The sequence below is a fragment of the Paraburkholderia terricola genome (genome assembly GCF_003330825.1).
GTDB classification, from domain to species: Bacteria; Pseudomonadota; Gammaproteobacteria; order Burkholderiales; family Burkholderiaceae; genus Paraburkholderia; species Paraburkholderia terricola.
In genome coordinates this window covers 2,548,025-2,567,806 of the sequence record NZ_CP024941.1, presented here as the reverse complement: position 1 = coordinate 2,567,806, position 19,782 = coordinate 2,548,025, and the positions used below count along the sequence as shown (strand labels likewise).

At 61.5% G+C, this 19,782-nt stretch carries 25 protein-coding genes; 18 read left to right on the top strand and 7 right to left on the bottom strand.

Features of this window, described 5'->3' with window-relative positions:
• Nucleotide 1 precedes the first annotated feature (1 nt).
• From CUJ90_RS11355 to CUJ90_RS11280, 16 genes are all read left to right on the top strand, one after another.
• Nucleotides 2–346, top strand: coding sequence for a GPW/gp25 family protein (locus tag CUJ90_RS11355; protein WP_114162739.1), 345 nt, complete (start codon nucleotides 2–4; stop codon nucleotides 344–346).
• Nucleotides 343–1,236 carry a baseplate assembly protein gene (locus tag CUJ90_RS11350; protein ID WP_114162738.1) on the top strand — a complete coding sequence of 298 codons (894 nt, stop codon included), beginning with the start codon at nucleotides 343–345 and terminating at the stop codon, nucleotides 1,234–1,236. Before CUJ90_RS11355 ends, CUJ90_RS11350 begins: the two co-directional genes overlap by 4 nt.
• Nucleotides 1,229–1,792 (top strand): phage tail protein I, encoded by a 564-nt coding sequence (locus CUJ90_RS11345; protein ID WP_114162737.1) that lies wholly within the window; start codon nucleotides 1,229–1,231, stop codon nucleotides 1,790–1,792. The genes CUJ90_RS11350 and CUJ90_RS11345 overlap by 8 nt, the downstream gene beginning before the upstream one ends.
• Nucleotides 1,792–2,859 carry a gp53-like domain-containing protein gene (locus CUJ90_RS11340; protein ID WP_152035347.1) on the top strand — a complete coding sequence of 356 codons (1,068 nt, stop codon included), beginning with the start codon at nucleotides 1,792–1,794 and terminating at the stop codon, nucleotides 2,857–2,859. The genes CUJ90_RS11345 and CUJ90_RS11340 overlap by 1 nt, the downstream gene beginning before the upstream one ends.
• 8 nt (nucleotides 2,860–2,867) lie before the next feature.
• Nucleotides 2,868–3,302 carry a phage tail assembly chaperone gene (locus CUJ90_RS11335; protein WP_114162735.1) on the top strand — a complete coding sequence of 145 codons (435 nt, stop codon included), beginning with the start codon at nucleotides 2,868–2,870 and terminating at the stop codon, nucleotides 3,300–3,302.
• Between the two features lie 95 nt (nucleotides 3,303–3,397).
• A complete protein-coding gene (locus CUJ90_RS11330) occupies nucleotides 3,398–4,579 on the top strand; it encodes a phage tail sheath subtilisin-like domain-containing protein (protein WP_114162734.1) in 1,182 nt (393 codons plus the stop codon).
• 23 nt (nucleotides 4,580–4,602) lie between these two features.
• Nucleotides 4,603–5,106, top strand: coding sequence for a phage major tail tube protein (locus tag CUJ90_RS11325; protein ID WP_114162072.1), 504 nt, complete (start codon nucleotides 4,603–4,605; stop codon nucleotides 5,104–5,106).
• Nucleotides 5,107–5,190: 84 nt separating this feature from the next.
• Entirely contained in the window at nucleotides 5,191–5,538 is a 348-nt protein-coding gene (locus CUJ90_RS11320) for a phage tail assembly protein (protein ID WP_244219913.1), read from the top strand.
• 123 nt (nucleotides 5,539–5,661) lie between these two features.
• A complete protein-coding gene (locus CUJ90_RS11315) occupies nucleotides 5,662–8,121 on the top strand; it encodes a phage tail tape measure protein (protein WP_114162733.1) in 2,460 nt (819 codons plus the stop codon).
• An 8-nt stretch (nucleotides 8,122–8,129) separates the two neighbouring features.
• Entirely contained in the window at nucleotides 8,130–9,011 is an 882-nt protein-coding gene (locus CUJ90_RS11310; protein WP_114162732.1) for a phage tail protein, read from the top strand.
• Nucleotides 8,986–9,192 carry a tail protein X gene (locus tag CUJ90_RS11305; RefSeq protein ID WP_073432252.1) on the top strand — a complete coding sequence of 69 codons (207 nt, stop codon included), beginning with the start codon at nucleotides 8,986–8,988 and terminating at the stop codon, nucleotides 9,190–9,192. The genes CUJ90_RS11310 and CUJ90_RS11305 overlap by 26 nt, the downstream gene beginning before the upstream one ends.
• A 9-nt stretch (nucleotides 9,193–9,201) precedes the next feature.
• A complete protein-coding gene (locus tag CUJ90_RS11300) occupies nucleotides 9,202–10,254 on the top strand; it encodes a phage late control D family protein (protein ID WP_114162731.1) in 1,053 nt (350 codons plus the stop codon).
• Nucleotides 10,255–10,348: 94 nt separating this feature from the next.
• Nucleotides 10,349–10,810, top strand: a complete 462-nt coding sequence (locus CUJ90_RS11295) for a hypothetical protein (protein ID WP_114162730.1) — start codon at nucleotides 10,349–10,351, stop codon at nucleotides 10,808–10,810.
• The gene (locus tag CUJ90_RS11290; RefSeq protein WP_114162729.1) at nucleotides 10,807–11,358 is read left to right on the top strand and encodes a glycoside hydrolase family 108 protein; all 552 of its coding nucleotides are present in this window, start codon (nucleotides 10,807–10,809) and stop codon (nucleotides 11,356–11,358) included. The genes CUJ90_RS11295 and CUJ90_RS11290 overlap by 4 nt, the downstream gene beginning before the upstream one ends.
• Nucleotides 11,355–11,990: a hypothetical protein gene (locus tag CUJ90_RS11285; protein ID WP_244219912.1), complete on the top strand. Its 636-nt coding sequence runs from the start codon at nucleotides 11,355–11,357 to the stop codon at nucleotides 11,988–11,990. Before CUJ90_RS11290 ends, CUJ90_RS11285 begins: the two co-directional genes overlap by 4 nt.
• A 187-nt stretch (nucleotides 11,991–12,177) precedes the next feature.
• The gene (locus CUJ90_RS11280) at nucleotides 12,178–12,972 is read left to right on the top strand and encodes a DNA adenine methylase (RefSeq protein ID WP_114162728.1); all 795 of its coding nucleotides are present in this window, start codon (nucleotides 12,178–12,180) and stop codon (nucleotides 12,970–12,972) included.
• 39 nt (nucleotides 12,973–13,011) lie between these two features.
• Here the strand turns inward: CUJ90_RS11280 and CUJ90_RS11275 are convergent, their stop codons facing one another.
• Genes CUJ90_RS11275 through CUJ90_RS11255 form a run of 5 tightly spaced genes read right to left on the bottom strand, consistent with a single transcriptional unit; the run spans nucleotide 13,012 to nucleotide 15,606 of the window.
• The gene (locus CUJ90_RS11275) at nucleotides 13,012–13,722 is read right to left on the bottom strand and encodes an immunity 52 family protein (protein ID WP_114162727.1); all 711 of its coding nucleotides are present in this window, start codon (nucleotides 13,720–13,722) and stop codon (nucleotides 13,012–13,014) included.
• 12 nt (nucleotides 13,723–13,734) lie between these two features.
• The gene (locus CUJ90_RS11270; RefSeq protein ID WP_244219911.1) at nucleotides 13,735–14,268 is read right to left on the bottom strand and encodes a restriction endonuclease fold toxin 5 domain-containing protein; all 534 of its coding nucleotides are present in this window, start codon (nucleotides 14,266–14,268) and stop codon (nucleotides 13,735–13,737) included.
• A complete protein-coding gene (locus CUJ90_RS11265; RefSeq protein ID WP_244219910.1) occupies nucleotides 14,222–14,698 on the bottom strand; it encodes a hypothetical protein in 477 nt (158 codons plus the stop codon). Before CUJ90_RS11265 ends, CUJ90_RS11270 begins: the two co-directional genes overlap by 47 nt.
• Nucleotides 14,691–15,194, bottom strand: coding sequence for a DUF4123 domain-containing protein (locus CUJ90_RS11260; RefSeq protein ID WP_114162725.1), 504 nt, complete (start codon nucleotides 15,192–15,194; stop codon nucleotides 14,691–14,693). Before CUJ90_RS11260 ends, CUJ90_RS11265 begins: the two co-directional genes overlap by 8 nt.
• Nucleotides 15,195–15,198: 4 nt before the next feature.
• The gene (locus CUJ90_RS11255) at nucleotides 15,199–15,606 is read right to left on the bottom strand and encodes a PAAR domain-containing protein (protein WP_114162724.1); all 408 of its coding nucleotides are present in this window, start codon (nucleotides 15,604–15,606) and stop codon (nucleotides 15,199–15,201) included.
• Nucleotides 15,607–15,990: 384 nt separating this feature from the next.
• On the opposite strand from CUJ90_RS11255, the gene CUJ90_RS32360 reads away from it, so the two are divergent.
• Entirely contained in the window at nucleotides 15,991–16,401 is a 411-nt protein-coding gene (locus tag CUJ90_RS32360) for a hypothetical protein (RefSeq protein WP_152035346.1), read from the top strand.
• Between the two features lie 159 nt (nucleotides 16,402–16,560).
• Nucleotides 16,561–16,899, top strand: coding sequence for an ogr/Delta-like zinc finger family protein (locus tag CUJ90_RS33745; RefSeq protein ID WP_422879686.1), 339 nt, complete (start codon nucleotides 16,561–16,563; stop codon nucleotides 16,897–16,899).
• Between the two features lie 31 nt (nucleotides 16,900–16,930).
• Here the strand turns inward: CUJ90_RS33745 and CUJ90_RS11250 are convergent, their stop codons facing one another.
• Together CUJ90_RS11250 and CUJ90_RS11245 are read right to left on the bottom strand one after the other, a co-directional pair.
• The gene (locus tag CUJ90_RS11250) at nucleotides 16,931–18,196 is read right to left on the bottom strand and encodes a PP_RS20740 family protein (protein WP_152035345.1); all 1,266 of its coding nucleotides are present in this window, start codon (nucleotides 18,194–18,196) and stop codon (nucleotides 16,931–16,933) included.
• The gene (locus tag CUJ90_RS11245; RefSeq protein WP_114162722.1) at nucleotides 18,193–19,701 is read right to left on the bottom strand and encodes a hypothetical protein; all 1,509 of its coding nucleotides are present in this window, start codon (nucleotides 19,699–19,701) and stop codon (nucleotides 18,193–18,195) included. Before CUJ90_RS11245 ends, CUJ90_RS11250 begins: the two co-directional genes overlap by 4 nt.
• Between the last annotated feature and the right edge of the window lie 81 nt (nucleotides 19,702–19,782).

Genomic DNA, 19,782 nt, shown 5'->3' with positions numbered 1-19,782 from the left:
GATGGGCGCGGGTACGGCGCTGGTCGGCATGGACCGGCAGACGGGCAAACCGGTCACCGGCATCGCGCACCTGAAGCAGAGCATCGGCGACATCCTGTCGACCCGCAAGGGCACGCGGCGCGAACGGCCCGAGTACGGCTCGGACATTCCCCGCATGGTCGATCTGCCGGTAACGCGTGGCTGGATCTCTTCCGCGCAGGCGGAAGCGGCCCGCGCGATCGGCCGATGGGAGCCGCGCATCAGGGTCTCCCGCGTCACGGTCGCATCGATCGTTGACGGCCAGGTGACGTTTCGTATTCAGGGCGTCTACGAAGGCGACGACGCAGTTTTCGAGGTGAGCACGTGACAACCATTGATCTGAGTGCGATCGATCCGCCGGATCTGGTCGACACGCTCGACTTCGAGGATATCTATCAGGAGAAGCTCGAGCATTTCAGAAGCATCTACGCCGACTGGAGCGCGGCGCTGGAGTCGGATCCCGTCGTGAAGCTGATCGAGCTTGCGGCCTACCGCGAAGTGCGGTTCCGTGCGCGGGTCAATGACGCCGCACGCGCGGTGATGCTGGCGTTTTCGACCGGTGCCGATCTCGAGCATCTCGCGGCGCTGCTCGACATCGAACGGGCAACCATCGATCCAGGCGACGCGGATGCGACACCGCCGGTCGGGCCGACGCTCGAAGGCGACGAGCGGCTGAAACTGCGCACGCAGATGTCGATCGAGCGCTCGACCGTGGCCGGTCCATCCGGCAGCTATGTCGCGCTGGCAATGAATGCCTCGGCGGACGTGCTGGACGTCAGGGTGGATCGTCCGGAGGCGGGCGTCGTCCGCCTGACGCTCCTGTCAGCGGTGGGCGACGGTGTGCCTGAGAAGGCGTTGATCGACACGGTGACCGCAGCGGTCTCGCCCGAGGACGTCCGGCCGCTGAACGACGAAGTGCTGGTGACAGCCGGCGAGCGCGTCGATTTCTCCGTCGAGGCGGACGTCCATGTCGGCAGCGGTCCGGGCGGCGAAGCGGTTTTCGAGGCGCGTCGCGCAGCACTCGACAAGGCCATCGCCAGTGCCCGCAAGCTGGGTGCCGGCATGTCGCTCTCCGCCATCTACGGTGCGCTGCATCCGCCGGATTCCGGCGTGATCGATGTCGATCTGCGATCGCCGTCCGCGCACGTTATCTGTACGCCGCGGCAGTTCGCCAATTGCACGTCGATCGCGCTCAACATGAAGGTGGACGATGCGTGATGCACTTTTACCGGCCAACCAGACCCCGCTCGAAACGGCGCTGGCGATCGTCATGGCGCCGGGTGTCGATCCCGAAATCCTGCGCACGCTGTGGGATGCGGACCGGTGTCCGGCTGGCTGGCTGCCATGGCTCGCGTGGGCGCTCGCCGTCGACGGCTGGGAACTGGCCGAATCCGAAGACGCGAAGCGGGCGCTGATCAAGGGCTCGCTCGCACTGCACCGCAGGAAGGGCACGCCGTGGGCGGTGCGGGAGGTGATCCGCCGGCTCGGCTTCGGCGAGGTCGAGCTGGTCGAAGGGCGGCTCGCGCGGCGTCGCGACGGTTCAATCACGCGCAATGGCGACCACGTGCACGGCCGCGCGAACGCGTGGGCCGAATACATCGTGAAGCTTCAGCAGCCGGTCACGCGCGATCAGGCGGACAGCCTGAAGGCCGTGCTCGGGCGCTACGCACCCGCGCGCAGCCTGCTTGCCCTGCTCGACTACACGGCTGTGCCGATCCGCCATAACGGCGTCGCCATGCGCAATGGACAATACAACAGAGGGAGTATCGCCTGATGGCAGACCTTGTGGAAATCGCCCAGTGGGAAGAGGGCGTTTATCAGCTGGAAACGTCGGACCCCGTCATGGGTGGCCCGGATGGAGTCGACAACCGGCAGGCAAAGCAGCTTGCGAACCGCACGCGCTATCTGCGAGCGCAGCAGGACGCGCACGCGGGCGCAGACAATCCGCACCCGCAATACGCGACGCTCGTCGCCATGCAGGCCGCGATTGCGGCGCTTGTGAATGCCTCGCCGGCCACGCTCGACACGCTGAAGGAGCTGGCCGACGCGCTCGGCGACGACCCTAACTTCGCGACGACGGTGACGAACGCGCTTGCGTTGAAGGCCGCGCTCGACTCGCCATTTTTCACCGGCACGCCGCGAGGGCCGACGCCGGCGCAGTTCGACAACAGCACGAAGCTTGCGACGACGGCGTTTCTCAGTCAGTTCGGGCTTCAGTACTCGCCACTTCACTCGGGGCAGGCCACCGTCGCGTCGACGACGATGGACAACAGTTACATCGGTTCGAGAGTGGTTTTTAACAACACGGCCAATCAGGCCGCGACGCTTCCGCCGATCGCCGGGTTGCCTAACGGAGCAAGTCTCCATTGCAGCAAGGTCAGTACATCGTCGAGCGGGATCGTCACGATTTCCGCGGCGGGCGCGGACCAGATCGATAGCGGGACAGGGCTGGTGACGAGCGTGGCGCTCAATCCTGGCGAAGACTGCGTATTTACCGTGCTGTCCGGCGCCTGGGTCATCAGCGGATCGTTCCTGTTCCGCCGCAATGCGTTCTCGCAGTCGCTTGCCAATAACGGCTATGCGAAGCTGCCCAGCGGATTGATTGTCCAGTGGGGCACCAGCACGATCGCAACGCAATCGATGCAGACGGTCACGCTGCCGGTCGCTTACCCCAACGCGTTCATTCTGGCTGCGGGCAATACCGGGACCGTGATCACCCCGAATGCCGCGTCCATCTCACTGGGTTTCCAGGGGAACGGCAGCAAGACCAGTTTCAACGTGATCGCGGGCACGGCGTCTTCCGGTTCAACGGGTATTTCGTGGATCAGTATCGGGTACTGAGGAACATCATGGGACAGAAATTCGCAGCATACGACGCGCAGGGCGCGATCACCGGCTTTTACGACAGCGTTGACAGTCCGGTGCCGGACGCCGTCAAGGCGGTCGAAATCACGGCTGGGCTGTGGCAGGAACTGATCAACGGACAGGGTCAGGGCAAGCGCCTCGCGCTCGACGCTGACGGCATGCCGGCGTTATTCGATCCGCTGCCACCGACGCGTGCGCAGCAGGCCGACATGATGCGTGCGAGGCGCGATGGCGCGCTCGCGGCGACCGACTGGCTCGTCGCCCGGCATCAGGATGAAAAGCTGATCGGCGATGGCACGACACTCACAGCCGACCAGTTCACGGCGCTGCTCAGGTATCGCCAGGCGCTGCGGGACCTCGCCGACGCGACCGGCTGGCCGAACGTCGATCTGCCTGCCGCACCCGATTTCGTGACCTGAGCGCTGCTCCGGCACGTTGCCGGAGCCCCGCGTTCCATCACCCGAAGCCGCCTGCCCAGGCGGCTTTTTCTTTAGCTGTTTCCCTGGAGATATTCATGGGTGCAACCTCGTTTTTCCACGGCGTGACCGTGTCGCTGGTCGACACCGGGCCGCGCACCATCGCCGTGCCGAGTTCGTCGATTGTCGGCATGGTCAATACCTACACGCCCGGCGCGGATCTGGCAGCGCCGAATGTGCCGGTGCAGTTGACGAGCTACCGCGAGGCGGTCGCCGCGTTCGGCGAAGGCAGTGCGATTGCCAAAGCGGCCCGCGCGATCTATGCGCAGAGTACGGCGGTGATTGTCGCCACCGGTGTGGCTGCCGGCGCAGCAGACGGAAATGAGCCTGCAGCGCTCACCTCGGCGATCATCGGTGGCGTGAGTGCCGGCGGCGCACGCACCGGCCTGCAGTCGCTGCTCGACGCGAAGTCGAAGTACAACGTGCAGCCGCGCCTGCTGCTGACACCTGGCTTCTCGTCGACGCAGGCGGTCGCGACCGCAATGGATTCGCTGGCCGGCAAACTCCGCGCGATCGGCATCATCGACGGACCGAACACCGACGACGAAGCGGCGATCGCCTACGCGCAGAACTTCGGCAGCAAGCGGCTCTATATGGTCGATCCCGGTGCGACGATGTGGGACACGACTGCCAACGCTGACGTTGATGCACCGGCTTCGTCGTATGCGGCGGGCCTCTTCTGCCAGACCGACGCGAACATCGGGTTCTGGGCGTCGCCGTCGAACAAGGAAATCACCGACATCACCGGGACGAAGCGGCCGATCGAGTTTCTCGACGGCGACGAGACCTGTCGCGCGAACCTGCTCAATAACGCCAGCATCGCGACGATCATCCGCGACGGCGGGTATCGCCTGTGGGGTAACCGCACGTTGTCAAGCGACGCCAAATGGAAGTTCGTCACGCGCGTGCGCACGCTCGACATCGTGATGGACGCGGTGCTCGCCGGCCACAAGTGGGCGGTCGACCGCGGCATTACCGCTACCTATGTGAAGGACGTCACCGAAGGCTTGCAGGCGTTCATGCGCGACCTGAAGAACCAGGGTGCGCTGATCAACTTCGAGGTGTATGCCGATCCGGAGCTGAACACCGCGACGCAGCTCGAGGACGGCAAGGTGTACTGGAACATCCGCTTCACCGACGTGCCGCCGGCAGAGAACCCCAACTTCCGCTTCGAGGTCACCAACCAGTGGCTGACCGAAGTGCTCGATACCAATCCCTGATATCAACACCTGAGAGGTGATGCGTGACTCCGGAAACACTTTATAACTTCAACGTGTATAGCGACGGCAAGGGTTTTGCGGGTCGCGCCACGCAGTGCACGCTGCCGAAACTCAAGATCAAGACCGACGACCATCGTGCCGGCGGCATGGACGCGCCGGTGAAGGTCGATCTCGGCATGGAGGCGCTCGAGGCCGCGTTCCAGATGTCGACGATGGAGCGCGACGTGCTGAAGTTCTTCGGTCTTGCCGATGCGACCGCATTTAACGGCGTGTTTCGCGGTGCGTTCCGCGACATCAAGGGCGCGACCAAGGCCGTCGCCGCGACGTTTCGCGGGATGCTCTCCGAGGTCGATGGTGGCGACTGGAAGCCGGGCGAGAAGGTCGACGCCAAATTCACGGTATCGCTGACCTATTACAAGCTGGAGATCGACGGCGCGGTCGTGCACGAGATCGATGTGCTCGGCATGGTGCGCATCATCGACGGCGTCGACCAGCTCGCCGAGATCCGCAAGGCGATCGGCATGTAACGGCATACAGCCTTCGCGGCAAAGTGACTTTTTAATCTGAACGGCGGGCCGCACGGCTCGCCGTTTCTATTTGAGGCGGGACAGATGGACAGCAATGTGCAAAGCAATGTTGGCAATGACGTAGTCGATCGCATCGAAAGCGTCACCGTGAAGCTGAACTATCCGGTGGCATTCGACGGCGTCGTGCGTGACACCCTGACGCTGCGGCGCCCGAAGGTGCGCGACATGCGCGCCGCGCAGAAGATCGCGCCCGGCGACGAGGAAGGGCAGGAACTGGCGATTTTCGCGGCGCTCGCGGGCGTGTCGCCGAACGACCTGGAGGGCATGGATCTCGGTGATTATCACCGCGTCCAGGATGCCTACTTTCGCCTCACATCCGCTGGCACGCATCAGCCAGAAAACGCTCAAGGCGCTGGCAAAGCGGCTGCTTAAGGAGCACGGCGTGCAACCCGCCTCGATCGACGCGATGACGCTCGACGAGGTGATCTGGTGGCTCACCGACTAGCGGGGAAACCAGAGGGGGAATGTGATGGGGGAATCTGATGGAGGAATGTAATGGCAAGCGACATTGCACTCGGGATCGTGATTGGCGGCGCCGTCTCGGCGACATTCGGTCGCGCGATCACCGAAACCAGCTCGCGGATCGTCAGCCTGCGCAAGACCGCCAACGAAACGCGGCTGTGGCAGCGCACGATCGGCGAGACGGTGAAACTGCAGGACGAGTTCCGCCGGCTGCACGCGGCGGGCGACCGCGCAGCCGACGGCATCCGCCGCAGGATCGAGTCGAACCTGCGCACGCTGCGCGAGAACGGCATCGAGGTCGACCGGCTCGACCGGGCGTATACGCGCCTGGGTCGCACGGTGCGCGGACTGGAGCTGAAGGCAACGGGCCAGGAGCGCATCGCCGCCGGCCGTGAGGGCGCGCGTGGCGCGATCGGCGACGCCGTGAAATTCTCGGCCGCCGTCGCGGTGCCGGCCACGATCTCGGCGGACTATCAGGCGATCATCCGCGACATCGCGATCAAGGCGGGGATTGCCCGCACCGCGCAGGAAGCGTCGATGGGCGAGCGCATCCGCCGCGACGCGCGTGATAACGGCATCGGCCGCAATGAGCTCGCCGACGCGGTCAACCAGATGGTCGCGGGCGGCATGGACGTGAGCCGTGCGCTCGACTTTGCGCCCCTTGCCGCGAAGTTCGCGATCGGTCAGGGGGCGACCACGGTTGAGACCGCGCGGATGATCCAGTCGCTGCAGCAGAACGCGAAGATCACCGCCCCGAAGCAGATGGCCAGGGCGTTCGAGGCGATCGCGTTTCTCGGCAAGGAAGGCTCGTTCGAGTCGGCGGACATGGCCCGCTGGTTTCCGGTGCTGCTCGCCGAAATGCAGAAGATCGGCATCACCGGGCAGGACTCGGTCACGCAGCTGGGCGCGATGCTGCAGGTGCAGATGAAGACGGCCGGCACCGCGGACGAAGCGGCTAACAACCTCAAAAACTGGTTCTCCAAAATCGGATCCAATGAAACCGCGAACAACTACAAAAAGGCCGGCGTCGACTACGAAGCCAAAATGCGTGAAGCGATCGGCAAGGGCTGGTCGACGCTCGAGGCTTCCTTCGTTCTCGCGCGCGCGTATATCGAGCGTACCGATCCCGCGAAGGCGAAGCAGCTTGCCGACGCCGCAACGCGCATAAACGGCGAAGCCGATCCGGATAAACGCCGCGCGCAGATTGCCGCGTTCGAAGACACGATGAAGACGGGCGACCTCTTCAACGACATGCAGGTGAAGGCGGCGCTCACCGCGTACCTCCAGAACGCGGACCTGTACCAGAAGCTCAAGAAGGAGTCGGCGCAGGCAAGCGGCGAGATCGCGAAAGATCTCGCTGACCGGCGCGATGCGTCGAAGCAGGTCTGGAGCGAGGTCGGCCAGCAGTGGAACGATGCGATGCGCAGCATCGGCGATGCGTTGCGGCCCGTGACTGACGCGGTCGGGCATGCGGCGAAGACGGCGGGCGAGGGGCTCACGAAGATCACTGATGCCGCGCCCAAAACCACAATGGCGGTCGCGGGTGTCGCGGCCGGCCTGATCGCCTATCGCGGCGCAAAGTCACTTTTCCAGATCGGTCGTGGTGCGCTCGACCTTGCGCGCGGGTCGATTCTCGTCGCGCGAGGCGGCGCACGTGGTGGAGGGGGCGGTAGCGGATCGGGTCCCGTTGGCCGTGCGATCGAGGCGCTCCGTGGCGCCGCGGCGTCGGCCGGCGTGCAGCGTGTCTTTGTCGTCAACATGTCCGGTGGTGGCGGGTTCGGTAGCGCTGCGGGCGCGGTTGCCGACGAACTGACTGCGGCGGGAAAAGGCGGATCCGTCGGCAGCGCTGCGTCCAAAGGCGGGCGTTTTGCCCGCGTGTTCGGCGCCGCGCGTGGCGTGCTCGGTCGCGTGATGCCCCGCGTTTTGCCCTATGCCGGCAAGCTGGCTATGGCGGGTACGGTGCTCAAGCTCGGGCTGGCCGCAAACAATGCGTACGCCGTGGCGACCGGCGACGACACGCGGGCTGCGAAGGCACAGGGCTTCGCGGGCATCGCCGGCAGTCTGGCCGGGGGCGTGCTGGGCGCGAAGGTCGGCGCGATGATCGGTGCATTCGGCGGGCCGGTCGGCGCGGCGGTCGGCGGCCTCGCCGGCGGAGCGCTGGGAACGTTCGCGGGTGAGAAAGCGCTCGGGGCGGTCGCGAAGCTGGCGCTTTCGTATAACGCTTCGCGCAACGACGGTCAGCCGCCGGCGGTAGCCGAAGCGCTCGCGAAAGCGAAAGCGCTTGAGAGGGCGCCGGGGTCGGAGAAGCCCGTCGCCAAGATCGACCAGCAGAACACCTTCGCGCCGGTCTTTCACGTCACGTTCCAGGGCGAGCCGGGCAGCGACGCCGCGGATCGCTTCCTCGCGAAGGTGTCGCCGCAACTGCAGCGCCTGATGAAAGACGAACTGGCGAAGAACAACCGCTCGGCGATGTTCGATAGCCCTCATCTGTAGGAGGCGGTATGGATTTCACAAGACAGATCACGCAGGCGGCGACACAGGCGAGCATCGCGACCGAACGCGTGCGCAACATGAGCCGCGTCTATGAACGCAACCGCGCTGCAAGTGCGAACACGGCGGCGGTGCTGCAGAAGCTCGCCACCGGCAATCTGACAAGCGCCGCCGAACTGTTATCGGGCGCGGGCAGTGCGCTGTCGGTAGCGGGCGATCTGGATCCCAAGGTCGGCACGGTAGTGCGCAGCTTCAATGCCGTGCAGTCGTCGGTCAGCAGCGTGCTCAGGATCGCCACAGCATCGAATCATCCGCTGGTGAAGTCGGCGGCCGACTCGGTGAACACGGCGCTCGGCGACGTGCGCACGAAGTTCAATGCATGGGCCGGCATTAAGGAAGCTCCATCGCCTGCATCGCTTGCGACGTCGACGGGCGCCGGGGCGCTGCTGTCGGGCCTGCTCGGCGGCGCCTCGGGCGCCACGCCCCACCTGATGACGCTCACGTCCGATGCGGGGGATACGTTCCACTTCAACCTGTCGACCGCAGCGTTCGACAGGCTGCGGCGCACCACCAAATACAAGGTCGCGTCGCAGGAGCGTCTGAACCGGCAGGAGGCGCTGCAGGCGGTCAGCCAGGGCGGCGAGACGATCACGCTCTCGGGTGTGGTGTTTGCCGCCTCCGGTCCCGGAGCCAGGCAGATCGATGCGCTGCGCGCAATCGGCGACCGGATGGTGCCGGTGCAGCTCACGACCGGCTACGGCGAGGTGCTCGGCCGCTGGTATCTGCAGGGCGTCGACGAGGAGCAGGAGGCGCTGATGTCGGACGGCGCCCCGCGCAAACAGACCTTCAGCCTGGAGTTCGGCCGCTATGGCGAAGACTATAAGAACCTCTGACGGCGATGTGCTCGACGAGCTCTGCTACGCGTTCTACGGGTCGCTCGCGGGCGTGGTCGAGGCGGTGTACGAAGCGAATCCGGGGCTCGCCGCACGCACGCAGCCGTTTGCCGCAGGCATCCTCATCACGCTGCCCGATCTCGACGTGCAGCGCGATGAACCGGTCCAGCTCTGGACATAGGGAAGACTTATGCAGGCCATTTTCCAGATCGTCGCGAACGGCGACGACATCACGCGCGTGATCCAGGATCGCGTGCTGCGCATCCGCACGGTGGACAGGCCGGGGCTCGAGTCCGACGAGTGCGAGATCGAGCTCGACGATCGCGACGGCAGGATCCAGTTTCCGCCCAAGGGCGCCACATTGAAGATCTCGCTTGGCTGGAGCGGCAGAGGGCTGTCGTTCCTCGGTGAATACGCGGTCGACGAGATTGCGCTGAAGGGGCCGCCTTCATCCGTCGTGATCCGCGGCAAGCCCGCGAACATGCGGGCGACTGCCAAGACGCACCGGTACGGCAGCTGGGAGAACGCGAAGCTCGCGGACATCGTCGGCGACGTCGCGCGCCGCAACCGGTGGACGGCCGCATGCAGCGTCGACGCGCCGGTGCCGCGTGCCGACCAGTTCGGCGAGAGCGACCTGCACTTCATCACGCGGCTCGCGCGGCAGCACGGCGCAACAGCGACGGTAAAGGCGGGCAGGCTGATCGTGGCCGGTCGCGGTGCCGGCCGGAGCGTGAGCGGCAAGCCGCTGCCCACGATCACGCTGACGCCCGACATGCTGCTCGATTACGAGATCACGTTTCCCGATCGCGCGAGCTTCGTCGCGGTGCGCACGAAGGTGCACGACGCGAAGACCGGAAAGAAGATCGATCTGACGATCCCGAATCCCGATGCGCCGCCCGGCGCCTCTGCGGTGCACACCGAGCGGCACGCGTTCGCGAGCCCGGAGGCCGCGAAAGCCGCGGCGAACGCCCGTCTTCAGAAGCTGAATCACCACACCGCCAAAAGCACGATGACGATGACCGGCCGGGCCGATTTCGCGGCCGAGAAGACGGTGACCCTCAAGGGCTTCAAGAAGGAAGCGGACGGCGACTTCCTGATCGAGTCGGTGACGAACACCTATGCGGGGCGCAGCTGGGAAACGCAGGTTGAGCTGAACGCCGGCAACAAAGGCAAGGCGAAAGTCGGGCACGGGAAAAAGAAGGGCAGGAAGATCAGTCTCGTGGTGCCGGCGCCGCCGCACTGACGCGACCGGCAGAAGATAACCATCAGCATCACCACAGACCGCCCGCGCCCGCATAGGGGACGCGAGGCGGTTTTTTTATGGAACGGACGGCCCGATGGGTGAACAGCACAACAACGATCTGGCGGTGCAGATCGCACGTTTCGGCGAGCAGCTGCGCAGCGTCGCGGCAAGCCTTGAAGACATCAAGACATCGGTGCAGCCGGTCGCCGCGCTCGACCGTGCGCTCGCGCAGATGTCGATTCACAACCAGAACGCGCGCAAGGACATCGAGCTGCTGTGGGCGCGTGTCGACGAGGGGAAGAAGGAACGCGATGCGCTCGAGGCGCAGATCGGCGACGTCGACGACCGGGTGGCCGCGATGAAGAACACGGCGAGGGGCGCGATGTGGGTGCTCGGGATTGTGCTCGGCATCGTCCAGACCTTCCTCGTGGGCTCGATCGTGTGGGTGTTCACCCATATCAACGAGGGCGACATCCTCAACCGGTTGCAGCAGCAGCGCCTCGAGGTGCTGGAGCAGACCATGACGAGAGAAACCCGACAGGGAACGAAGCAATGACACTTGACGAAAAAATCGATGCGCTGATCGGCCGCGAGGGCGGCTACTCGAACAATGCGGCCGACGCGGGCGGCGAGACGATGTGGGGAGTCACCGCTGCGGTCGCACGCGCATCCGGCTACACCGGCGCGATGCGCGACATGCCGCGCGCGACCGCCGCGCAGATCTATCGCAGCCGCTACTGGCAGCAGCCGAAGTTCGACCTGGTCGACGCGGTCTCGCCGGTGCTCGCGGAGAAGCTGTTCGACATCGGCGTGAACGCCGGGCCGGCGACGGGCGTGCGCTTCCTGCAGCGTGCGCTGAATGTGCTGAACCAGAACCAGCGCGCGTTTGCCGATATCGCCGTCGACGGCGGCATGGGCGCGATGACGATCGCGGCGCTGAAGGCGCTTCTCGCTGCGCGCGGTGCGGACGGTCATCGGGTGCTGCTCGGTATGGTGACCGCCCAGCAGTCGGTCTATTACATCGAGTGTGCCGAAAAGCGCGTCGAGAACGAAACGTTCGAATACGGCTGGCAGCTCAACCGTGCACTGGGGGTGAGCGCATGATGGATGTCCTGAAAACGGTTGCGCCGTGGCTCGTTACGGCATTAACGGGCGGGGTGCCGGGCATTGCTGCGATGGCCGCCTCGGCGATCGCCGGCAAGCTCGGTCTCACCGATGGTTCAGTTGACGCGGTTACGTCCGCACTGACCGGCCAGCAGATGACGCCCGAGCAGCTGCTCGCGCTGAAGCAGGCCGACGACGATTTCGCATTGAAGATGCGCCAGGCGGGGTTCACGCATGCGGAGAACATGGCCGGCATCCAGGTGCAGGCCGACAGGGTCGCGGCCGACGATCGCGCGAGTGCACGCAATTTTGCGGCGGCGGAGCACGACCATACGGCGCGAAATCTCGCCTACATGTATACGGTCGCGCTCTTTGCGGTGATTGGTCTCGAGTTCCTGCTGGCGGCCAGACAGATCCGGCTCGACGACGGCGTGACGCGCGCGCTCGATACGCTGTTCGGGATTCTGATTGCGATGGTGCTCGGCTCGAAAGAGTATTTCTTCGGCTCGTCGTCGCGCGCGGACAGGCAGGCTGCGGCGATCACGCAGTTTGCGGTGTCGCCGGATACCGTTGTTATGCAGGCAACGTCACCAGACCGCTCGCCTGTCGCCCAGGCGCCGGCAGGTGGCTGAAGCCGGCATTAGAAAGTTACTTTGACCGCACTTCCGTGCGCGGGAAAAGACAGGGCGACCGGAGGGCGTGCTGTAACACGCCCCCCGGTCGCCTTTCCACTGAACCAGCCAGTGAATTAGCCGAGGCCCTGACACCTACCGGTAGGCGGGCCGAATTCTAACTGAAAAACAAAAGGCAATTCCAAATATGGCAACCCCTATCGTTCCCTGGATCGGCGGCAAGCGCCGTCTGGCTGATCACATCATTCCGCGCTTTCCGGCACATGAGTGCTACGTCGAAGTCTTCGCAGGCGGCGCCGCACTGTATTTCATGCGGCCACCTGCAAAGGTCGAGGTGATCAACGACGTGAACGGCGAACTGGTGAACCTGTACCGCGTCGTGCAGCATCATCTCGAGGAATTTGTGCGCCAGTTCAAGTGGGCGCTCACGAGCCGCCAGGTGTTCGAGTGGCTCAAGCATACGATCCCGGAAACGCTCACCGATATCCAGCGCGCAGCCCGCTTCTACTACCTGCAAAAAAACTGCTTTGGCGGCAAGCTGGAGGGGCAGACGTTCGGCACAGCGACAACAACGCCGCCCGGCCTGAACCTGCTGCGCATCGAGGAAGAACTGTCCGCGGCACACCTGCGCCTCGCGAATACCTTCATTGAACGGCTCGACTGGGCGGAGTGCATCGAGCGGTACGACCGGCCGCACACGTTGTTCTATCTCGATCCGCCGTATTACGAAACCGAGGGATATGGCGTCTCCTTCCCGTTTGCCGAGTACGAGAAAATGGCGACGCGGCTGCGTTCGATCAAAGGCCGCGCGATCGTGAGCCTTAACGATCATCCGGCGATCCGGCATGCGTTCGAAGGTTTCCACATTGAGACGGTGGATATCAAATACACCGTCGGAGGCGGCGGTGAGCGGGCGGCCGCTCGCAAGGAACTGATTATCTTCAGTTGGGATGACGCGGCGCAGCCCGTGGGACTGTTCTAACCGACGATGCCGACGCGGACTATCGCGCCGGCATCGCGCTTACAGATCCTTGAAGGCGGGAAGGAGATCTTGCTCGACGAGTCGGATCTCGATGCGATTTGCCGTCTCGATGTGCTCGGGGTTCTTCATCGAGAAAGGAGCGTCTACGGTGCTGACGATGATGGTGCCGGTCTGCAGTTTTCCTGCCCCCGGAACCGGGATGAGATCGCGGGCTTCTGGCACGTGCTGTTGCGTGATGACCTTCGGCAAATAGATCATCCACCCGACTCCCGGCTTGTCGTCGAATACCTGCTTAGTGACGTAGCTCCTTGGGGAGACAGAAACGTAAGCGGGGTTGAATGCCGCGACCGTGGCTTTCACAATTTGCTGAACTGATGCAATGTCCGTGAGCACCGTAGCGTCCGAGATTTTTGCATCGAACGAGTTCGGGCCGACATTCTCGCCGACATGGCACGCGAGAGACGCGCCTTGCCCCTTGTTCTGATTCCCATTCCACAGCGCCACGAAAGTGCGCGACGGATCGGCTGAAAACTCATGCTTTAGGACTGCGAGGAGGGCAGTCGACGGTTTGGCGTCTTCGAACGCCGGATAGAGTAGTGCTTCGGCTACGGTATCGCCTTGAGCAAACCATTTCCCCAGGTTTGGTTCGATTGCACCCATCGTGGACGTGACGAAGTGTATGCGCGACAGGATCTCTTCGAAGTCTGTCGGAGCAAGTGAGGGGTCCCTGAACTGAAGGCTGAAGTCCATCTTGATCTCGGGTTATGGTTGTACGACGGATAGGACCGAGTTTCGCATCAACTCTTTGAGCAGGTATTCTCGCGGCTCAGGTTCTTCAAAGTACCACGTCAATCGCGTTGGCGGGAACGGCTTGATCGCGTCGGCCTGCCGCGAAATGTCTGAGATGGTCGTGGGCCAGCCTTTGAACCAATCGGCGGGTTCAAGTTCGCCGTCGTCATCGCGCTGAAGGAATCTGGCATACCGTGACTTGGCTTCTTGGAGCATGCAGTCTGCTGGCAGAAAGCCGTCGAAATAAACGCCTCCGAACAACCATTCTTCGTTCCATCCCCCCTCGTTGCTGTACGGCCGTCCCGAGATGCGACCTTGATACTCGCGAGAATGGTTGGACATATGGTGCTTCTTGTTCTCCGCTTTACCAGTTTCCTCCGGAGGGCACTTCTTACACTTCTCGCCGGTACGTGGCACGGCCTTGGCGTCGGTCTTTGCCTTGCTCTCGTCCTTCGGCGTGTCACTGGACAGGCTCGCTGTCCCCGCCAGTCCGACGCCGCCCAACAAGGCGGCGCCAGCTCGCACCAAGACCGGTCCAAGCTCCGCCAATACCCCCTCCAGTAGTGGAAGTGCTGCTGCCATTCTCAAGCCCCCCGTTGTATTCCGGATGTTGGACGCGCCACTTTATGACGCGAAAGTAATCGTGAAACCGTTCGTCTGGTGATCGGCCGGGCCGCGTGAGCCACGCTCGCGTGGCTGGCTTCGCGTAGAAGTTCGGCGCGTACGCTTCGATTCGCAAAAACGCCTCGACGTTTTCGTCGGCGTGGATGCCGAGCTGTCGCGCGGCGATGTACGCGTTCCAGAGACGCGTCGGCAAGGTCGTGTCGTCGGCAAATTTCGGATCTGCTTTGATGAGATCCTGCCTCACACGCTCGACGTATCCGCGCGCGTCGATCTCGGCAAGGCCCGCGACCTGTTCGCTTGTCAGCTCAAGCATGCGGGTGCACTCCCTTCAGTTTTCCATTTACTTCGACGAGCCAGTCGAATGTCGGGACGAAGAACTGCATGCGTTGCGTGAATTCCATCAGCGATGCCACGTCGGCCATGATGCGGGCATCGTAGAATCGGAGGAGGGCCGTGCGCCCATCCGGCAAGCGTACGTCGAGGCGGCTGCGTAGCTCGTCGGCGAGCGGTTCAATTGGATATCCACTGATCAGCCAGGACACGCCCGCGGAGCTGCTGGCCATTGCGGAAAGTACTCGGCGTATGTTGCCGGATGCTCTTTCGTAGTCGATCAACCAAGGCCCGGCGTCGGCAAGCGACGCGTCTGGCGTGTTATCAAACACAGCTACGGCCGACCGTAATCGTTGGGGCGACGATCCATTGGCCGCGTCAGCGTAGAGCAGGCCGTCGACAAGGGTGTACAGGTGCACCCGCATGGTCAATTGCTGTTGGCGCTCGGAGAAAAGCGCCTCGATCGAATTGCCGGCCATGGTTTCACCCGCGCGCGATCATCGTTGCAGCATTTCCGGCCGCAGACTTCAGGCATTCGAGGCAGAGCGTAGGCGAAGGGGCCAACGCTGCAGCGGCCGCGGCTACTGCACCGCCGGTCGTTGCTTCGTCGGCTCCGACGTCGTCGAACGTGGCGGCCGACTGCGAGGCGATCAGCGTCGCGCCGCACGCGGTTTTCATGCCTTCAATGGCGGTTTCGCGTCCACCGAAGTTGTGCGGGTACTTCCGCCCGGTGGCGGGCAGGATCGGAAAGATCCCCTTGCACTGCGGGCAAAGTACCTTGTGCCCGACGCTAGCGATCGGTTTCCCGTCTATGGTGGCGGTCGCGGTACCCTCCAGCACGCGTCCGCCATGTGTCGTCGTATCGCCGACGCAGATCATGGCTCGGGCCATATGCTCTCTCTAGGTGTGGTTTTCGTATGAATTTACCATTTTCAGAACCGCATCGCGATCCGGAGCGTTGACAGATGCTCGTTTGGTCGCAGCGCGAGATCTCGCCCCGCCATCGAAGGCTCCTAGGTAACCGCCGGCGGAGGTTTCCGGGCTAGTCTGAGTGACCGCGAAGAGAAAAACTTGTACTTCGGAGGGCGTACCCTATCAGCATTGATAGGTTTGCTCGCGTCCAAACGGCTACTACTATTTGCCCTCGCCGCCGTCGCAAACTTGCGTGACAGCGTTCGGTGAAACACTTCAAACGGCCACGGCGTACTGCGCGATTTGCATCGGAAGAATGCCATTCCGCACGGTACCCTTTAGAGCAATTTTCGGGAGATGACGATGAGTCAAGACACGCATACCCATGACAAAGACGCTTCAGCAATCGCGGAATGCACGGTAAATAACGTATCACGTTACTGGCTGACCTACGATTCGTCGTCCCAAAAGCTGGAGCATGGAGAAGTAACTCCTGACTATGGCCCGCAAGACGTGGCGCCACAAGAATCACGAACTTTCTCTATCCAATCTGACGGGTGGATGACGGGGTGTGAGGGAAATTTTTACTGGAAGGTGTCGGGAACAGAAAGCGGCATATTCCATGTACACCTGAAAAAGCCGTATATAGGCAACGGTAACATGTGGTCCGGTGTTTTTTCTGGCGCCGAGAATGTGATTACCGCCGGCCCGTCGTCATATGAGACTTCCGGGGATGACAATTTTTCCATCGAGGTTACCGTTATGGATCTATGATGAACGGGTTGACCCGGCTTCACGGACGGTTAGACAGTTGTGTCTTTCCCCTGTTTCGCGAATCCAGACCTGAGCGAATAGGCCGCCTCACCACGCCGTGTGGCGGCCCGGTTTTTCTGGACATCTATGGGCGACGTAATCGAGCGTCGAATGTAGCCGGTGCGCATTGTAAAAGCCCAGCTAGTCGATGGCGAGCGCTTGGGTGGTAGTGGAAAGCACCACGCCAGACATTGCGACGCCGGCCAATATAAGCGTCTCGGTCTCGCGCTCGAAGAATTGTCCCATTGGGAGATTGACTTTAAATGCGATGACGTGACGTGCGGGCACACGTACCGAACACGGCTCGAAATGTCCCACCGGAACTACCTATACCAAAGCGCGCGCCGCGGAAATCCGAAGCACTGCCGTTCACCGATTAGGGAACGTTGCCGCCGTGGCGCGGCAGCGCGAAATTCAGGCACCCGACTGGCGAATGCAACCGGGCACCAGCAATGCTGATTAGGAAAACCGCGTTTCCCAGAAACGCGAGTCAATCTACTCGCTCGACGATTCCGACCGCCTGCATAAATGCGACCAGCTTAGTTTCTTCGTCGGTTGCCCACTCTCTGTATTTCGCTTCGTCGTAGCTGGAGCTACCTAATAGACTGGCGGAGGTATCTAAACATTCTTTATATAGATCTGGTTCTTGGTAGAGCTTCCGATCCAGATCCTGTCGTTCGGCGATTCGACGCTGAATCAGTCTTCTCGCGCGGAGCTTAATCGCGTCCGGTTGCGGTTCTGGGATGTTGTCGTCCACGGGCGCGAGTCCAAACTCGTCGGTATGCGGAACCCTGACACGCTTGCAATAAAACCCTAACGACAGCATGTCGCAAGACGGATCGTCGAGCAAAACGTGGTACTCGTAATGCGGAAGCATATCGGCCTGCCACGCGCGCTCAGCGCGAAGCAACGAATGTATCACCCAGTTGCTCAGCCCGAGCGCAAACGAGTTCGAATACGAACTGGTGGAAAGCTTTTCGATATCGATGCGTCCATCTGTGAGGTCACTTTCCCTGACAATACCAGACGTGAGCAATTCTTCTTTCAGCTCCGGCCTTTCATCCAAGATCTCGTTCACGGCATCGACCAGTCGGACCATAGTTTGGGGGTCAACCATGTCTTTGTTTGACCGGGTCGTAATAAAAAATAACCAATCATCTTGACGATGGTTTGCTTGGTGATGCAAGAGGGAGAAAAGGGCGTTAACGATGTTCCCGCCTTTCACGCCGGTCGGACCCTCGGCGAATGAACCACACAGATCGATGTTAACGACGTCAAAGGATCTTTGGGCAGAAATCACGCGCGCATAAGCTACAGACTTGTTCACTGCAAGCTGTTCAAGACGATCCTTTACCACGTCCGACGCGGGATGGATGAAAGGAAGAGACCGGACCCGGTTCAAAAGTGCGGCTTCAAGGCCAATTTCGGGATTGTCGTCGCCGCTGTTGAGCCCGAGAAATTGCAGCGGTACGTTCTTTGCCTCGCACACCGGCTGAATCGATCGAACATCCAGAAGATCAGGCCCCGGCAAGCTCAAATATCGAACCGGTCTTTGTGATGCGACGAGGTCCAAGTTGTCAATGAGCCTCCCAATACTGTCGGCCCATTGCTTACTACGTACCCATTGTTTGCGGGGTTTATGCCAAGGCAAAAACTTCGTCCGAACCTCGAAGTTAACGTGATCCGTCGATGTCGGGGCAATCCCTTTTTCAAAACTATCGTCTGGATCGCCAAAATCAGCATTGAAATCGTTCATTTCTTGAAATCAACCGAGAAGATAGCAACAATTTTCTTTAGCAGTTCGTCGCGAGTGGCATCATCCATCGATTCGAACACCTTAAAATCAGCCAAAACTGTTGCAACGGCTTTTATCTGTTGCTCGAGAAGCTCTTCTCGCAATTTGTCCGACTTCGTGATTGCTTTTTTATCCTTTCGCGGACTGAATACAGTGGCCCGATCGAATACCAAGCCGCCTTCTGCTTGCCTGATCAGAGGCGGCGCAGAGGAAAACTCGATCTTTCGGGCTTGCTGCGACTGTGGAACCCCAGATACCACAATGCCGCGAATTTCATCTAACGCGGCGGACAGATTGCCCTGCATTCTCTCGCCGCTTGCGGTTGCAGTCAGCGATTTCTGACGTGTAATCAACTGCCGAAGCGAGTGGTGCACCCATTTTTTCAGAAATTGATAATGAGGGTGAGCAATATTGAACGACTCACGGTCGATGTTCAATGCGGCATCCAGCCCCCGGTGAACGAAGATCTCTGCAGTGATCTGCCGAAGACGATTTTGTTCGGAGATTTGATATTTTAGGAAATGTTCATCAAACAGAATTCCGCTTGCACCATTAATTCGAACCATAATGCCATTATGATCCACGGGCACGACGCTTTGCTGCCAGTAAAAATATGCTTCGAATTCAAGTGGTCCGCCGCTATATTCGTTAGGCAAACTCGCCATATCGGACTTTATCTTTCCGACGAATATAAGGGGACGCACTCCGTCGACAGTCCCGGCGGCATCGCCAAAGCGCAAGGGGCGGGCAAGCGAAAGTCCGTCTACTATGACTTCAAACGGCAGCGGCTCCGGATCGGTTGGTGCCGTCAAGGCAGTCTTTCCGCGAATAGTTTGCTGAGCTGTCAGTTCCAGCGACTGAACTTTCGGTCTTACGGTCTTGTTGCTCAAAGTGAACGACGACGTTATATCATCGCCCGTGAGATCGAAGGGATGCTTTCCAACGTAAGAGAGCGGCACTGACAGACTGAGCGTCCAAATCGTTCGCAGATACGTGTCTAGGACTTCATTCAGTCGAATACGCTCGGTCGTAGCTTTGGCTAGCGCGGTGACACCCAAAACCAACTTCTCGAATTTCTCTTTTGGGCTATCGTCAGGGATCCAAGGAAGTGACGGCTGGACGGCGAGCAATTCTCCATCTTCCCGACTTATGCGGCCGATGTGGAAAGATGGCACAGGTGGCCGATCGTAAAAATCGTCCGGGGCAGCTTCCCCGCTCAATTCAGCCAACAACTTCGCGCCCTGATTTTCTTCAGTATCGGTGGCCTCTGTGGGGTCTCCCTCGATGGCCGCCCACAATGCGGTGGATTGAAGGCTTTCCCGCACAAACCCCCGAATATCAAGCAACGTTATTTCCGTTCCTTGCGCGTCTACGTCTTCGGCCGGCAGCGTTTGGATCTTCACCTTTCCCGTTACGAACCCTTCTTCTTCGCTGTGTGACTCTTTCTGGGCATCGCTTTGTGGCATCAACAGGATGTCGCAGACGCGTCGAACCGCCTCACCCTTTACCTTCGTTACGATAAGCAGATGATGCGTAAGTTGTGAGAT

Bases quoted from the DNA above. Each gene is read 5' to 3' on its own strand.
- CUJ90_RS11315 (WP_114162733.1), top strand. From the start codon at position 5,662: ATGGCAAGCGACATTGCACTCGGGATCGTGATTGGCGGCGCCGTCTCG.
- CUJ90_RS11355 (WP_114162739.1), top strand. From the start codon at position 2: ATGGGCGCGGGTACGGCGCTGGTCGGCATGGACCGGCAGACGGGCAAA.
- CUJ90_RS11340 (WP_152035347.1), top strand. From the start codon at position 1,792: ATGGCAGACCTTGTGGAAATCGCCCAGTGGGAAGAGGGCGTTTATCAG.
- CUJ90_RS11300 (WP_114162731.1), top strand. From the start codon at position 9,202: ATGCAGGCCATTTTCCAGATCGTCGCGAACGGCGACGACATCACGCGC.
- CUJ90_RS11305 (WP_073432252.1), top strand. From the start codon at position 8,986: ATGGCGAAGACTATAAGAACCTCTGACGGCGATGTGCTCGACGAGCTC.
- CUJ90_RS11295 (WP_114162730.1), top strand. From the start codon at position 10,349: ATGGGTGAACAGCACAACAACGATCTGGCGGTGCAGATCGCACGTTTC.
- CUJ90_RS32360 (WP_152035346.1), top strand. From the start codon at position 15,991: ATGAGTCAAGACACGCATACCCATGACAAAGACGCTTCAGCAATCGCG.
- CUJ90_RS11265 (WP_244219910.1), bottom strand. From the start codon at position 14,698: ATGCTTGAGCTGACAAGCGAACAGGTCGCGGGCCTTGCCGAGATCGAC.
- CUJ90_RS11330 (WP_114162734.1), top strand. From the start codon at position 3,398: ATGGGTGCAACCTCGTTTTTCCACGGCGTGACCGTGTCGCTGGTCGAC.
- CUJ90_RS11285 (WP_244219912.1), top strand. From the start codon at position 11,355: ATGATGGATGTCCTGAAAACGGTTGCGCCGTGGCTCGTTACGGCATTA.
- CUJ90_RS11245 (WP_114162722.1), bottom strand. From the start codon at position 19,701: ATGCCACAAAGCGATGCCCAGAAAGAGTCACACAGCGAAGAAGAAGGG.
- CUJ90_RS11250 (WP_152035345.1), bottom strand. From the start codon at position 18,196: ATGAACGATTTCAATGCTGATTTTGGCGATCCAGACGATAGTTTTGAA.
- CUJ90_RS11260 (WP_114162725.1), bottom strand. From the start codon at position 15,194: ATGGCCGGCAATTCGATCGAGGCGCTTTTCTCCGAGCGCCAACAGCAA.
- CUJ90_RS11310 (WP_114162732.1), top strand. From the start codon at position 8,130: ATGGATTTCACAAGACAGATCACGCAGGCGGCGACACAGGCGAGCATC.
- CUJ90_RS11335 (WP_114162735.1), top strand. From the start codon at position 2,868: ATGGGACAGAAATTCGCAGCATACGACGCGCAGGGCGCGATCACCGGC.
- CUJ90_RS11320 (WP_244219913.1), top strand. From the start codon at position 5,191: ATGGACAGCAATGTGCAAAGCAATGTTGGCAATGACGTAGTCGATCGC.
- CUJ90_RS11275 (WP_114162727.1), bottom strand. From the start codon at position 13,722: ATGGACTTCAGCCTTCAGTTCAGGGACCCCTCACTTGCTCCGACAGAC.
- CUJ90_RS11345 (WP_114162737.1), top strand. From the start codon at position 1,229: ATGCGTGATGCACTTTTACCGGCCAACCAGACCCCGCTCGAAACGGCG.
- CUJ90_RS11255 (WP_114162724.1), bottom strand. From the start codon at position 15,606: ATGGCCCGAGCCATGATCTGCGTCGGCGATACGACGACACATGGCGGA.
- CUJ90_RS11290 (WP_114162729.1), top strand. From the start codon at position 10,807: ATGACACTTGACGAAAAAATCGATGCGCTGATCGGCCGCGAGGGCGGC.
- CUJ90_RS11280 (WP_114162728.1), top strand. From the start codon at position 12,178: ATGGCAACCCCTATCGTTCCCTGGATCGGCGGCAAGCGCCGTCTGGCT.